We start from the raw sequence: 13971 nt of genomic DNA on the forward strand, positions 1-13971 counted from the left end.
CTCGAATTGTGGGACAAAAGCGCCGTCCTCGCTATATCGTACCTAATACGAGACCACTGGCATCGTAATTCGACAGGACGGGCACATGAAGATTGCGGTTACGGGCGGCACCGGGTACGTGGGCGCTCACACGACCCTGGCGCTGCTCGCCGACGGCCACACCGTCCGCCTGCTCGTCCTTCCACACGAGTCGATCGACGTTGTGGTGGCGTCGGCGGGGGACGCCTCGGCTCGGATCGAAGTCGTAGTGGGGGACATCCGCGACCGAACGTCCATCGAGCAGCTGCTCGACGGGTGTGACGCACTTCTGCACGGTGCAGGGGTCGTGGGCACGGACGACCGGCGTGAGCAGCTGATGTGGGAGGTCAACGCTCAGGCCACCGCCGCCATTCTCGTCCGAGCCGCCTTCCTCGGTCTCGACCCGATCGTCCATGTCGCGAGTTTCAGCGCGCTGTTTCCATCCCCGGATCCCGTGATCGGGCCCGACAGTCCCACCGCGGCGGGACGCAGCGCGTACGGGCGGACGAAGGCGGCCGCCGATCGTGTCGCCCGTGCTCTGCAGGACGCCGGAGCACCGGTCGTCATCACCTATCCCACCAGTGTGGTCGGTCCCGGCCTCGAAGGCACCAAAGGTGTCACCGAACAGGGTTGGGCCGTCCTACTGGGCAGCGGGGTAGCTCCGCGGTTCCGCGGCGGCATGCAGATGATCGACGTGCGCGATGTTGCCGCTGTCCACGCCGCCGTGATGCAGCCCGGCCGCGGACCTCGGCGTTACGTCTGCGGCGGCGAGCTGATCGAGTTCAATCACCTCATCGACATCCTCGAACATTCTTCGGGACGACGACTGCGCCGGATCTCGCTGCCCGGGGGAGTTGTGCGGTTCCTGGGACGGCTCGCCGATGCCGTCGGCAAATACACCGCGGTCAGCGCAGGCTTCAGTTACGAAGCCGCCTGGCTGCTCACTTCGGCCACTGCCACCGACGACTTCCGCACGCGCGACGAACTGGGTCTGAAGTGGCGTCCGCCCCGAGACGCCCTCGCGTCGACGTTCGCCTGATCGCAGCACTCACCTCCTCGCCCGAAGGCAGACACAATGACCACTCCGACCGACCGGCGCACGATCTGGGAACCCGCCCGTCTCGGCCCTCTGACCCTGCGCAACCGCATCATGAAAGCCGCCACCTTCGAAGGAGTCATGCCTCGCGGGCAGGTCACCGACAAGCTCGTCGAATTCCACGCCGAAGTGGCCCGTGGCGGCGCCGCGCTCACCACCGTTGCCTACTGCGCCGTCTCACCCGGCGGACGGGTCCACGCCAATACCCTGGTCCTCGACAAGGCCAGTGTTCCCGGACTTCGGCGGCTCACCGATGCCGTCCATGCCGAAGGAGCGTTGGCGTCGGCGCAGATCGGGCACGCCGGACTGGTCGCGAACACGCTCTCGAATCGCACGAAGACGCTGGCCCCGTCCACGCGCCTGAGTCCGCCCGCCATGGGACTGGTGCGTGGTGCCACCCACACCGAATTGGATCAGGTCGTCGCGGACTTCGAGAACGCTGCGCGGGCGGCCGTCGATGCCGGCTTCGACGCCATCGAGGTTCATCTCGGCCACAATTACCTGCTCAGTTCCTTCATGAGCCCCAACCTGAACAAGCGAACCGACGAATACGGGGGCAGCCTGGAGAAGCGGGCAGCCTTCCCACGCCGTGTGGTCGAGGGTATTCGCCGCGTCGTCGGCGACACGATCGCCGTCACCGCGAAGTTCAACATGACCGACGGTGTTCCCAAGGGATTGTGGCTCGACGAGAGCCTCCGCATCGCTCGACTCCTCGAACGGGACGGGCATCTCGACGCGCTGCAACTCACCGGCGGCAGTTCCCTCCTCAACGGAATGTACTTCTTCCGCGGAGAGGTGCCGATGGCCGAATTCGTTGCATCACAACCGAAACTGGTCGGGTACGGCCTGAAGCTCTACGGACCCCGTATCTTCCCGACCTACCCGTTCGAAGAAGCGTTCTTCCTGCCGATGGCTCGCCAGTTCCGCGAAGCGCTGTCCATGCCTTTGATTCTTCTCGGGGGCGTCAACAGACTCGACACCATCGACACCGCACTGGGTGAAGGGTTCGAGTTCGTAGCGATGGCCCGCGCACTGCTCCGCGACCCGGACCTCGTCAACAAGTTCCGCGACCAGCACGTAGCGGAAGGCCTGTGCATTCACTGCAACAAATGCATGCCCACCATCTACACCGGCACCCGCTGTGTCATCCGAGAGACTCTTCGCTGATCAGAGGCCCGTGGGGGAGCGATCGGTATCACCTACAGTCCGGGAACAACACCCTTTAGTCTGGTGTTGATCAATTCGACTGTGCACGCTCCCTATCGGAAGGCCCGCATGACCACTCCATCGACGGTTCATGAACTCATCATCGTTGGTTCGGGACCTGCCGGATATACCGCAGCCGTCTACGCGGCGCGGGCGGAACTCGAACCGCTGCTCTTCGAGGGCACCCAGTTCGGCGGTGCTCTGATGACGACGACCGAGGTCGAGAACTTCCCCGGATTCCGGCAAGGAATCATGGGCCCCGACCTGATGGACGAGATGCGCGAGCAGGCCAAGCGCTTCGGCGCCGACATCCGTACCGAGGACGTCGAGGAACTCGATCTGACCGGGCCGATCAAGAAGGTCGTCGTCGGTGGCGAGACCTATCAGGCACACGCGGTCGTACTCGCGATGGGCGCGGCTGCCCGATACCTCGGCATCCCCGGCGAGGAGAAGCTCCTGGGCCGCGGCGTCAGCGCCTGCGCCACCTGTGATGGCTTCTTCTTCAAGGACCAAGACATCGTGGTCGTCGGTGGCGGCGACTCCGCAATGGAAGAAGCGACCTTCCTCACGAGGTTCGCCCGCAGTGTCACGGTGGTCCACCGCCGTGAGGAGTTCCGGGCGTCCCGCATCATGCTCGAGCGCGCCAAGTCGAACGAGAAGATCCGGTTCGTCACCAACGCAGAACCGATCGAGGTGCTCGGCGAGAACAGCGTCACCGGTCTGGTCGTGCGCGACACCGTCACCGGTGAGCAGTCCACGCTTCCCGTCACCGGAATGTTCGTGGCCATCGGTCACGACCCGCGCAGCGAACTCGTCAAGGGACAGGTCGAGGTCGACGAGGCCGGTTACGTACGGGTGCAGACGCCGACCACCGCCACCTCGCTGGACGGCGTCTTCGCTGCCGGTGATCTGGTAGACCACACCTACCGTCAGGCGATCACCGCAGCCGGCACCGGATGTTCCGCGGCCATCGACGCCGAGCGTTGGCTCGCCGAGCGCGGCGACATCACCGCGAACACCATCGCGGCCGCCGGTGCACCGGTCGACGCCTGAGTTGTCCACGATCGTCCAAGTTTTATCCGTCGAGTAAGGGGATTTCCCGTGTCGAACACCGTTACCATCACCGATGATTCGTTCCAACAGGATGTGCTGGGCAGCGACAAGCCTGTGCTCGTCGATTTCTGGGCTACCTGGTGCGGCCCGTGCAAGATGATCGCTCCGGTGCTGGAGGAAATCGCCGGCGAGCACAGCGACAAGCTGACGATCGCCAAGCTCGACATCGACGCGAACCCGGGTGCCGCCCGCGACTTCCAGGTGATGTCGATCCCCACGCTGATCCTGTTCAAGGACGGCAAGCCGATCAACACCATCGTCGGTACGAAGGGCAAGGCTGCGCTGCTGAAAGAGCTGGCCGACGTTCTCTGATCGACACCTGAACAGCCTGCCCGATTCCCGATTTTGTGGGAATCTCTGAGACAATCGATCGATGTGCTCCTGTCGCATCCGCGAACGGGACACGTCGATCGACTCGTTTGTAGAGAGCTGTGCTGTAGTGATACACACGGCCGTGGAATCAGACTGAGAGGCCCGAACATGCACCGACTCCGTCACGGCGACCATGGTCCGGCCGTCGCTGAGATTCGGGGCACTCTCGCCGGTCTCGGGTTCCTCCACGACGGTGTCGCCGACACTCGCCGCGACACCAATAATGGTTCGCACTGGATTGCGCCCGACGCCGTCTTCGACCACCACCTCGACAGCGCCGTGCGGGCCTTCCAGCAGCAACGTGGGCTCCTCGTGGACGGAGTCGTGGGTCCGGCCACCTATCGGTCCATGAAAGAGGCGTCCTACCGCCTGGGCGCACGCACGCTGATCTACCAACTGTCTGCACCCCTGTACGGGGACGACGTCGCTACGTTGCAGACACGGCTGCAGGACCTCGGGTTCTACGTCGGCCGGGTCGACGGATTCTTCGGACCGCAGACACACGAATCGCTGTCGTCGTTCCAGCGGGAGATCGGGATCGCAGCCGACGGAATCTGCGGCCCTGCCACCCTCCGTTCGCTCGAGTTGCTCGGTACCCGGGTCACCGGTGGTTCGCCCCACGCGATGAGCGAAGAAGAAATGGTCCGCAGCTCGGGTCCACAGCTCAGCGGCAAGCGCATCGTCATCGACCCCGGTCTCGGTGGGGACACCTACGGCACGATTGTCCATTCTCCGTATGGCACCATCTCGGAGTCGGACATCCTTTGGGATCTCGCCAGCCGGCTCGAAGGCCGGATGGCGGCGACAGGGATGGAAACCTTCCTGTCCCGGCCGCACCACGCGAACCCTTCGGACATCCAACGCGCGTCCACGTCGAATGCCTTCGACGCCGACCTCATGATCTCCCTACGATGTGACAGCAACTCCAGCCCCGCTGCCAACGGCGTTGCAAGCTTCCACTTCGGCAACTCGCACGGTTCGACGTCGATGATCGGCCAGGTTCTCACCGGCTTCATCCAGCGGGAGATTGTGGCCCGCACCCCATTGCAAGACTGCCGGACGCACGGACGCACCTGGGATCTGCTCCGCCTGACCAAGATGCCGACCGTGCAGATCGATCTCGGCTATCTCACCAACCGGTCCGATGCTGCCGTCCTGTCCAACCCGCGGGCACGTGACGCGATCGCGGAGGCCATCCTCATTTCGGTGAAGCGTCTGTACCTGCTCGGGCAGGACGATCAGCCCACCGGTACGTTCACCTTCGCTGAGTTGCTCGCCGAGGAACTGTCCTCTTCAGAACGGTCCTGACCGTCAGCGCACTCCGACCGGGGTGCGCTCACCGATGTCGACCATGCTCACCGATGCCGTATGCAACAGGCGTTCCAGAGCAGCCTCCACGTCTTCCTTCCACCCGTGGTCACGATTCAACTCGAGCCTCAGCCGAGGGAACCGGTAGTGTGGAGCGACGATCTCGAAGCCATTGTCTTCGAGGAACTCCGCGGGGATCATGCATTCCTCGGGGGAGCATTCCATGGCAGCGGTCGCCGATGCGATGCCGGAGTGGTCGGTATCGCTCGACCCACCGTCTCGAATACCGAAGGCCTCCAGGGCGCGGACACCGCGCCTCACCAGATCAGCGACCACCGCCTGAATGAGGGTGGCACCCAGATTTTGTTCTTCGCCGGCAGGCTCTAGTCGCAAGCTGGTGAGAAGGACGGCATCGGCACCCACCGGAGCGGTCGGCAGAAGCTGTGCCCGAGGCACCGTGCGTGGGGGAGCGTATAGCGCGCTGCCGACCGGCTTGCCATCCATGACGGCGACCTGACCGCAGGAACCCCACTCGAGCATGACCATCGACAGCCATGCTTCCTTCTCGAATTCCTGGTCACAGAATCCGCGCGAACTATGGATGGCCGCGGGATCCATCTCCCAGAAGACGCAACGACGAGCGTGAGCGGAGAGCTTGTCCAGGCCGTCGAGGGTGAGCGACGTGACGTGAGTCGACACTGGCTAGATCAGCCTCCAAATGTCACTACTACAAGTCATGTGTTGTCCTCTGATCTTCACTGCTCGTTGTCCTCGCTGATCTGCCCCCGAGATGCTGTCACCGGTGCTGTCACAGTGACGGATTACCCGCGGGTGCTTCTACCTCGCCCAGACAGTCATGAATCGGCTCGTTGCGCCTCCATCATTCCGACAATTCGCTGCAGATCGTCGACCGAACCGAACTCGACGACGATCTTGCCTTTGCGCTTACCGAGGCTGACGGTCACCCTGGTGTCGAAGGAGTCCGACAACCGTTCGGCAACATCCTGTAGTCCGGGCATCTGGATCGGCTTCCTGCGTTGCGGAGGAGCAATCTGATCGTCATTGCGGTTCGCCAGGGTGACCGCCTCCTCCGTGGCGCGGACGGACATTCCCTCCGCCACGATTCGAGCGGCCATCACCTCTTGTGCGTCGGCGCCGGCCTCGAGTGACAGCAGTGCACGGGCATGTCCTGCGGACAGTACTCCCGCGGCAACGCGGCGCTGGACGGGAATCGGAAGCTTGAGGAGGCGGATCATGTTGGTCACCACGGGGCGGGACCGGCCGATCTTCGCAGCCAGTTCCTCGTGAGTCACCTCGAACTCTTCGAGCAGCTGCTGGTAGGCGGCCGCCTCCTCGAGCGGGTTGAGCTGCACCCGATGAATGTTTTCGAGAAGGGCGTCGCGGAGCATCGCGTCGTCACCCGTCTCACGGACGATGGCCGGGATCGTGTCGAGTCCGGCCTCCTGGCCGGCCCGCCAGCGGCGCTCACCCATGACCAGTTGAAACTTGCCGTCTTCGACCGGGCGCACCACGATCGGCTGCATCAAACCGAATTCGCGGATGGAGTGCACCAGTTCCGCCAGCGCCTCGTCATCGAAGACCTGTCGCGGCTGCTTCGGATTGCGCACGATCAGGTTCGGGGCGATTTCCCGGTACACCGCACCGGTGGGGGAGGGGACGGGCTCAGCCCCATTCGTAACCTTCCCATCGCCGTTGTTTCCCGTGGATGCAGAAGCTCGGTCGCTGTCGGAAGGTGAGGTCGACGAGTTCGGGGTGGGCGGGGCGGGGATGTGGCGCTTGTCGGTGCCGATCACTACATCGGCGGCGGCGGTGCCCAGCCCCGGTGCCGTCGTGGGACCGGTCGGAATCAGCGCGGCCAATCCGCGGCCGAGTCCACCCTTACGCGTCTGACTCATCTCTGCTCCTGCTTCGTGATCTGTGCTGTACGCGCTGCGAGTTCACGTCCCGCGTCGAGGTAGCTCATCGCGCCACGTGAACCGGGGTCGTAGTCCAACACCGTCATCCCGTATCCGGGCGCTTCGGAGACCTTCACACTTCGGGGGATGACCGCGCGGAGGACGGCGTCTCCGAAGTGGGACCGGACTTCCGCTGCCACCTGGTCTGCGAGCTTCGTGCGTCCGTCATACATCGTCAGTAGCACGGTCGAGACATGCAGGTCCGGATTGAGGTGGGCTTGTACCAACTCGATGTTCCGCAGCAATTGACCGACGCCTTCGAGCGCGTAGTACTCGCACTGGATCGGAATCAGAACTTCCTTGGCCGCGACCATCGCGTTCACCGTGAGCAAGCCGAGCGATGGAGGACAGTCGATGAGGATGAAGTCGGCGTCGATATCTCGGAGCGCCTTTTCTGACAGCGCCCCCTTCAGCCGGCCCTCGCGGGCCACCATCGACACCAGCTCGATCTCGGCGCCGGCGAGGTCGATGGTCGCCGGGATGCAGAAGAGTCGCTCGTTGTGTGGGCTCGTTTGGATCGCCTCGGCGGCGGTTACCTCACCCAGGAGCAGTTCGTAGCTCGACGGGATACCCGAATGGTGGGCCACTCCGAGGGCGGTACTGGCATTGCCCTGGGGGTCGAGGTCGATCACGAGGACCGTCAGACCCTGCACTGCGAGAGCGGAGGCGAGGTTGACCGCACTTGTGGTCTTGCCGACCCCGCCCTTCTGATTGGCGATTGTGAGAATCCGGCGCTCCGGCGGTTTGGGTAGCGTCACGGAGTGGGGGTGGAGTACCTGGCTGGCTCTATGCGCGGCCGCGCCAATCGGAGTCTCCTCGACGGAGATGCCGTTATACGGAGCCGTGAATCCGTCGTCTCCGTTTCCCGAGCTCGTCGCGTGGTCGGATCGATGTTCGGTTTCACGTGAAACTGTTTCACGTGAAACGGCGGATTCAGGCCCACCCGACATTGATTACTCCTTCGATTGGGAATCGCTCGTTACTCGACATACTCACTCCGCATCCGTCGCCCGAGTGTCTCATCGGCGCTGACGGCGTTTCGGTACACGCTCTGCCCGAACCACCACGGTAGGAACCGGAAGAAGACCCACTCCACATTCCACGATGTCCAGCTTGCCAGCACCCAGCCGAGTCAAAGCGGCACGGTCGCGGGCGATCTCGTCGGCCGCGCTCGAACCCTTCAGTGCAAGCATTCTCCCATGCTCGTGGATCAACGGCAGCGACCACTTGGCCAACTTCTCCAACGGTGCCACTGCCCGCGATGTGACAACGTCCGCGCCACCGGCTTCTTTCACCACGCCAGACTCTTCCGCGCGACCACGAACAACCAACACATCCAAACCGTTCGACTCGACGAACTCCGCAAGATATACAGATCGTCGCAGCAGGGGCTCGACCAAGGTGATCCGCAAGTCGGGACGGGCAATCGCCAACGGAATACCGGGCAGTCCCGCTCCGCTGCCGACATCCACCACGGACTCGCCCTCAGCGATCAACTCACCGATCACTGCACAGTTGAGAAGGTGCCGTTCCCACAGGCGAGGAACCTCTCGTGGCCCGATCAGGCCACGCTCTACACCGTCACTTGCGAGAGACTTGTAGTACCGCTCCGCGATGTCGAATCGTTCACCGAACACCTGGCGAGCCGCCGCTTGTTCGTCCCAGTCGGCCGGCTTCTCACCATTCGGTTCCACGTGAAACATCCTCCCGCGAAGAGCTCATCTTCTACAAACTCAGCCTCTCCATTATCCGCCCTGATTCCCGACTGCGTCCCCTAACACCCACTCGCAACGCCGAAGAGTGTCTAGACCGCCACACCCGCGGTGGGGGAGGGGAGGGGGTGTAGGTGAAAACCCGGCGCCGAACGGACAGCAGGCGATCAGCGGCGCACGATGAAAGCTGTGCTACCGCCTTGCTCACAGTCGAGGGCTTTAGATCTTTGAGGCATCCGCTTCCGTGCCCGATTGGAAGCGGTGCCGTGTGTGCGCGGCCCTCGGACACACGCCGCGACGTCTGTTCCGTGGGGGCCAATAGGGGTCGCATCCGGCCTGTGTTTCACGTGGAACATGCTGACACGCTTCGCGGCATCGTCTCCGACTTCACTGCGGATACGCATGGCCCGGCCCGGCCTAGCGAAGTCGATTAGGACTTGAAGCGCATCTCTTCGTCGGATTTCAACCCTCGACACAGATGTACCGCAATGACGCCGGTTCCACGTGAAACATTGACTAGCTGTGGCGGACCTCGCGTTCCAAACTGCGAGGGTTTCACCCAATTTGGGCGCATCCTCAACTTCAGCTCGGCGTCGGTGAACCCGCGCGCCCGGCGTCGACAATCAGTGGGTAGGACGGCGGCATGCGGTACCGGCGACGCTGGGCGCCCTGCCGGGACGTGATGAGCGCGCTGCCGGGAACCGATGTTTCCGTTCGGCGGCCTAGAAGCTACCGAACACTAAATTGAACGCGAAGAAGCTAGGCTGCCGCTGTGCCGGCGGCAGGTGCCCCCGAGTTCAGGCATCACCACAGCGCGGCCGGCGTGTGGAGGTGCGAGGTCTCTACTCCGAACGGCCGTTCGGCAAGTTTCTCGGGCGGCGTCAGTCCGAGAAACATCATCGGCCACCATTGGTGGTTCCACGTGAAACATCGCCCCCGGGGCGGGAGCATACGATTCGAACCCGCTCGGCTGACGAGACCGTCGACACCAGAAGTCACATCGTCGCCCTCCGATCCTGCCGCTGCTGCCGCCACGAACGCTGTATCTCCGATTGCCTGACGAATCCCGAGACGCGCCCATTGCGGCGCGTCGACGAGGGCGAATCGGAATCATCACAGTGACGAAACTCCGATGGGTGGTTGGATGGCCGGAAACCGACTCAATGTTTCGGCAATTTTTCGTACTGGCACGGCCCGGCTCACCTGAACCAGAGGAATCCCGGACCATCGACCGCCTGCCGCGGGGCGCACATGCCAACACCGAGACCAGCCTGCTTCGACGCTCCGGGCACACACCTTCGCGCGCTTCGATCGAAACGAGCATCACGATCACGGGGTCGTAGGCAGTCGGCACCCTCGGTGGATGTATGACGCGGGGCAAGGTGGCCCGGGCGCCCGGGTTCGCTGCAGCGGAACTCAATCGACCAGAACCCCTTCCTTTCGCCGGTGCCGCCAACCGACGCCCCTCCGGCCCCAGGCCCTAACGCGCGTGGCACCAGTCCTTCGTCGAGTCACGACCACGCACGTCGACTCGACTCACCGGTTCCGGTCCAGGACGAGTTCGCAAAATCGGCAGTTGCGGATGTCTCCTCCTACCCAGCCCGTCCGGGACGGCCGTCCTGCGCTTCACGTCAGCAGTTGCACGCACGAGGGCCGTGGATCGTCACCATGTCTTGCAGTGAGTGACGGTGCACGTGCCGTCCGGCCGACGACTCAGGTGGGGGAGGGGAGGGTCTGGTGTGTTTCACGTGAAACGAGAGACACCGATTGGCGTTGCCGGAACGAAAGAAAGCGGGCCCAGGGATACCCTGGGCCCGCCTTCCGAATGTGGTGTGCTGAGTCAGTCCTTGATCACGACTACGCGACGCGACGGCTCGGCGCCCTCGCTCTCGCTGGAGACCCCAGCGACCTTGGCAACAGCGTCGTGCACGATCTTCCGCTCGAACGGGGTCATCGGAGTGAGCTCCTCCCGTTCGCCGGTCTCGAGCACGCGGCGTGCTGCGGACGCACCCAACTCGGTGAGTTCCGCGCGACGCCCGGCACGCCAACCAGCGATGTCCAGCATCAGTCGGCTGCGTTCACCCGTTGCCTGTTGCACAGCAAGGCGTGTGAGCTCCTGGAGTGCGTCGAGTACCTCACCTTTGCGGCCGACCAACTTGGTGAGATCGTCACCCCCGTCGATACTGACGACTGCTCGATCGCCTTCGACGTCCAGATCGATATCGCCATCGAAATCGAGCACGTCGAGGAGTTGCTCGAGGTAGTCGCCGGCGATCTCGCCTTCCTCGATGAGGTAGTCGTCAGAATCGGAGTCAACCTCGGTGTCCGGGTTCTGCGTCGGAGCCGTCACGTCTGTCTCATCTCCGTCCACTGCGATGTCAGGCTCAGTAGCCATACTCGTTCTCTTTTCTGAATCAGCGCCGCTTGCGCTTAGGGGACTTTCCGCGGTTCGTCTGAGGCCGGGCACCGGGTTTCGGCTTCGACGTGCCCGTCGGTGAACCGTCACCGCTCACAGTTCCCGTCGACTGTTCGGAGGCGTCGTCTTCCACCACTCCGTCGACGACCTCTGGTTCGCCCGGGGCTCCGTCTACCGCAGCCTTCTTCTTCTTCGAAAGATTGGGGCGCGCACCTGGCTTCGGGGCGTTCTCCGCTCGACGAGCCAGCGCTGCCTGCTTCTTCTCTTCCTCTTCCGCATCGATCTTCCGGAAGACGATGTGCTGCTGCGCGTAGGTCCAGATGTTGTTACTCACCCAGTAGAGAAGGATTGCGATGGGGAGGAAGGGGCCACCGACAAGGACGCCCAGTGGGAAAATCCACAGCGCAAGCTTGTTCATGATCGCGGACTGCGGGTTCGCGGCGGCCTCAGGGCTCTGTCGAGCGACGGAGGCGCGGGAGTTGAAGTGCGTCGCAACGCTCGCGATGACCATGAGCGGGATAGCAACCGCTGCAATGTTCAGCATGGTCGGGACCGGACCGTAGATCGCGAACGCCTCGAGCTGATCCGACGGGGTGGTGATCGCAGCCGAAATCGGTGCACCGAAAAGTCGGGCACTCAGGAAGGACTGGACGTCCTCGACGCTGAAGAAGTAGTTCGGCGTATTCGCGTTGTCCTCGACCGACATGCCGAGCTGTCCGAAACCGGTACCGGTGCGGTTGAACGACCGAAGAACGTGGAACAGACCGATGAACACAGGCGCCTGAGCAAGCACGGGTAGACAGCCCATGATCGGGTTGAATCCGTGCTCTTTTTGGAGCTTCTGCATCTCGACGGCCTGCCGCTGGCGGTCACCTGCATACTTCTTCTGCAGTGCCTTGATCTGCGGTTGCAGTTCCTGCATCTGGCGCGTGGTACGCACCTGCTTGACGAAAGGCTTGTACAGGATGGCGCGCAAGGTGAAGACGAGGAATACCACGGAGAGGGCCCACGTGAAGCCACTGTCCGGTCCCAGGAAGGGAATCGCCCCGAAAACCTTGTGCCAGACCCACAGGATCCCGGACACCGGATAGTAAATGAAGTCGAGCACGGCTCTATGTACTCCTCTGTTCGTCCACGTTCACCGGACAGTGGTGACGGCTACCCGGATGACGGCTACCCGCATGTTGGTGAGGGACCGAATCCGGCCCACCGGGCACGGGATCCCACCCACCAGGGTGCCAGGGCGCACATTTCGCCAGCCGGACCACCGTCAAGACAAGACCTTTGAGAACCCCGTGGGTGCGCAGGGATTCGACTGCGTACTCGCTACAGGTGGGTGTGAACCGGCAGGTCGGCAACCTCAGGGGCGACACATATGTCCGGTACAACTCGATCAGAAAGATAAGGATTCGCGCCGGCAGGGCACGGATGGTCGCCCACGTGGACGTCGTCGGGGTATCGGCACCCGCCACCGCGGCTCGCGACTCGTCGAGTGCGCTTTTCATGCGAAGTTACTCATGCGCAAGAAGATCCAATCGGGAGAGACCTGCACGAAGTTGCTTGTCCAGATCCCGGCTACTTGCAGTCGCGGCTCCCGGAAGAGCCCGAATCACCACATCGGTGGTGGCTGGAACAGCACCCACCAGGTCGATGCAGATATGACGAAGCCGGCGTGCGACTCGATGTCGAATCACCGCCGGCCCGACAGCCTTACTCACAACCAGTCCAAATCGTGGACCGCCGCTACTCACCAGCTCATCTGTCTGTCCACGGTCGAATGCGTGGACAACCAGATCGCGTCTTCCCATCCGGCGACCGCGTCGTACAGTCAACGAAAAGTCTGAATGACGACGCAATCGGTACGGCTCAGGCAACACCCCGAGCTCCTGAACCCAGTATCGGGATCAGGCGGTGAGGGATTCGCGGCCCTTACGGCGACGCGCCGAAACGATTGCACGACCCGCACGGGTCCGCATACGAAGACGGAAGCCGTGAACGCGCGCGCGGCGTCGGTTGTTCGGCTGGAACGTCCGCTTGCCCTTGGCCACGGTCAACACTCCTCGAAATTCATCGACGCCTCCCGGCGTCCTGGATCTAACATGGTCGAAAACTCAGGTGGTCAACCAGCAGTGACACACGACATCGCCGCTGGACTGAATCCAGCACGATACCGCCACCTCACCACAGGGTGACTGTTCGAGAGTACTGATGACTCCCGGTCAGGTCAAACTCGCTCACCTGCACTTCCTCTGCGAACGGGATGACCGACACGCCGAGGTTCGATAAATGCTTGCACCCCAACTTCCGATGTGCCAAACCGCTGTGAGGTTGCCGACACTGTTGCTAGCGTTGAAGCATGGTCTCGCCGATGAACCCTGATCGAGTGCCCAGCTCTCGACTTCACCGTTCTCATCTGCACATTCACCAGAATTCATCCACAGGGCACAGACGGTGTCCCGCCTTCGGTCACCCCGAGGGTTGCTGACGCACGTCACATCCCGGGTCGGTCCACCCCCTTCATCCAGACGTCCTGCGCAAAACCGCAGTTCAGGGCGGTAAATCTGGAAGTTTCACCTCGTAACGACGTCTTCACACCAGTCCTCCAAGCTTTGTCCACATCTGTGGATAATTGTGTGGAAACACAGTTCAGATGGCATATTCGTAGGTCCGTACGGGGTCCATCCTCAGGTCGGGGAACGCCCAATTCCACCTCGGCGACGGCACCGACATCTCGACAAACTGGGGAGGAACCAC

General features: G+C 62.9%; 14 protein-coding genes. 5 read left to right on the top strand and 9 right to left on the bottom strand.

Annotation, left to right across the window (positions count from 1 at the left end; genetic code table 11):
- Nucleotides 1–85: 85 nt before the first annotated feature.
- From CBI38_RS30610 to CBI38_RS30630, 5 genes are all read left to right on the top strand, one after another.
- The gene (locus CBI38_RS30610) at nt 86–1057 is read left to right on the top strand and encodes an NAD-dependent epimerase/dehydratase family protein (RefSeq protein ID WP_109334749.1); all 972 of its coding nucleotides are present in this window, start codon (nt 86–88) and stop codon (nt 1055–1057) included.
- A gap of 36 nt (nt 1058–1093) precedes the next feature.
- Complete coding sequence (gene nox, locus CBI38_RS30615; protein WP_109334750.1) at nt 1094–2281, top strand: 4,4'-dithiodibutanoate disulfide reductase; 1188 nt, start codon at nt 1094–1096, stop codon at nt 2279–2281.
- A gap of 108 nt (nt 2282–2389) precedes the next feature.
- Nucleotides 2390–3373 (top strand): thioredoxin-disulfide reductase, encoded by a 984-nt coding sequence (trxB, locus tag CBI38_RS30620; protein WP_109334751.1) that lies wholly within the window; start codon nt 2390–2392, stop codon nt 3371–3373.
- A 48-nt stretch (nt 3374–3421) separates the two neighbouring features.
- Nucleotides 3422–3745 (top strand): thioredoxin, encoded by a 324-nt coding sequence (gene trxA, locus CBI38_RS30625; protein WP_109334752.1) that lies wholly within the window; start codon nt 3422–3424, stop codon nt 3743–3745.
- Nucleotides 3746–3913: 168 nt separating this feature from the next.
- Entirely contained in the window at nt 3914–5113 is a 1200-nt protein-coding gene (locus CBI38_RS30630) for an N-acetylmuramoyl-L-alanine amidase (RefSeq protein WP_109334753.1), read from the top strand.
- 3 nt (nt 5114–5116) lie between these two features.
- Here CBI38_RS30630 and CBI38_RS30635 read toward each other — a convergent pair whose 3' ends face one another.
- The 9 genes from CBI38_RS30635 to rpmH all read right to left on the bottom strand — a co-directional run bounded on the left by CBI38_RS30635 (nt 5117) and on the right by rpmH (nt 13265).
- Nucleotides 5117–5812, bottom strand: a complete 696-nt coding sequence (locus CBI38_RS30635) for a hypothetical protein (RefSeq protein ID WP_109334754.1) — start codon at nt 5810–5812, stop codon at nt 5117–5119.
- 155 nt (nt 5813–5967) lie between these two features.
- Nucleotides 5968–7029: a ParB/RepB/Spo0J family partition protein gene (locus CBI38_RS30640; RefSeq protein WP_109334755.1), complete on the bottom strand. Its 1062-nt coding sequence runs from the start codon at nt 7027–7029 to the stop codon at nt 5968–5970.
- On the bottom strand, nt 7026–8039 hold the full coding sequence (locus tag CBI38_RS30645; protein ID WP_109334756.1) for a ParA family protein: 1014 nt from the start codon (nt 8037–8039) through the stop codon (nt 7026–7028). Before CBI38_RS30645 ends, CBI38_RS30640 begins: the two co-directional genes overlap by 4 nt.
- Nucleotides 8040–8108: 69 nt before the next feature.
- Nucleotides 8109–8792, bottom strand: coding sequence for a 16S rRNA (guanine(527)-N(7))-methyltransferase RsmG (rsmG, locus tag CBI38_RS30650; RefSeq protein WP_109334757.1), 684 nt, complete (start codon nt 8790–8792; stop codon nt 8109–8111).
- Nucleotides 8793–10641: 1849 nt separating this feature from the next.
- Nucleotides 10642–11196, bottom strand: coding sequence for a Jag family protein (locus CBI38_RS30660; RefSeq protein ID WP_109334759.1), 555 nt, complete (start codon nt 11194–11196; stop codon nt 10642–10644).
- Between the two features lie 19 nt (nt 11197–11215).
- The gene (gene yidC / locus CBI38_RS30665; RefSeq protein WP_109334760.1) at nt 11216–12325 is read right to left on the bottom strand and encodes a membrane protein insertase YidC; all 1110 of its coding nucleotides are present in this window, start codon (nt 12323–12325) and stop codon (nt 11216–11218) included.
- A 4-nt stretch (nt 12326–12329) separates the two neighbouring features.
- Entirely contained in the window at nt 12330–12722 is a 393-nt protein-coding gene (gene yidD / locus CBI38_RS30670; protein WP_109334761.1) for a membrane protein insertion efficiency factor YidD, read from the bottom strand.
- 6 nt (nt 12723–12728) lie between these two features.
- Nucleotides 12729–13094 (bottom strand): ribonuclease P protein component, encoded by a 366-nt coding sequence (gene rnpA, locus CBI38_RS30675; RefSeq protein WP_109334762.1) that lies wholly within the window; start codon nt 13092–13094, stop codon nt 12729–12731.
- A gap of 27 nt (nt 13095–13121) precedes the next feature.
- On the bottom strand, nt 13122–13265 hold the full coding sequence (gene rpmH, locus CBI38_RS30680) for a 50S ribosomal protein L34 (RefSeq protein WP_005263481.1): 144 nt from the start codon (nt 13263–13265) through the stop codon (nt 13122–13124).
- Nucleotides 13266–13971: the final 706 nt, after the last annotated feature.

Origin of the sequence: Rhodococcus oxybenzonivorans (genome assembly GCF_003130705.1) — a bacterium.
Classification (GTDB): domain Bacteria; phylum Actinomycetota; class Actinomycetes; order Mycobacteriales; family Mycobacteriaceae; genus Rhodococcus_F; species Rhodococcus_F oxybenzonivorans.

Bases quoted from the DNA above. Each gene is read 5' to 3' on its own strand.
- CBI38_RS30645 (WP_109334756.1), bottom strand. From the start codon at position 8,039: ATGTCGGGTGGGCCTGAATCCGCCGTTTCACGTGAAACAGTTTCACGT.
- yidD (WP_109334761.1), bottom strand. From the start codon at position 12,722: ATGAAAAGCGCACTCGACGAGTCGCGAGCCGCGGTGGCGGGTGCCGAT.
- CBI38_RS30660 (WP_109334759.1), bottom strand. From the start codon at position 11,196: ATGGCTACTGAGCCTGACATCGCAGTGGACGGAGATGAGACAGACGTG.
- CBI38_RS30640 (WP_109334755.1), bottom strand. From the start codon at position 7,029: ATGAGTCAGACGCGTAAGGGTGGACTCGGCCGCGGATTGGCCGCGCTG.
- trxB (WP_109334751.1), top strand. From the start codon at position 2,390: ATGACCACTCCATCGACGGTTCATGAACTCATCATCGTTGGTTCGGGA.
- CBI38_RS30610 (WP_109334749.1), top strand. From the start codon at position 86: ATGAAGATTGCGGTTACGGGCGGCACCGGGTACGTGGGCGCTCACACG.
- CBI38_RS30630 (WP_109334753.1), top strand. From the start codon at position 3,914: ATGCACCGACTCCGTCACGGCGACCATGGTCCGGCCGTCGCTGAGATT.
- rsmG (WP_109334757.1), bottom strand. From the start codon at position 8,792: ATGTTTCACGTGGAACCGAATGGTGAGAAGCCGGCCGACTGGGACGAA.
- nox (WP_109334750.1), top strand. From the start codon at position 1,094: ATGACCACTCCGACCGACCGGCGCACGATCTGGGAACCCGCCCGTCTC.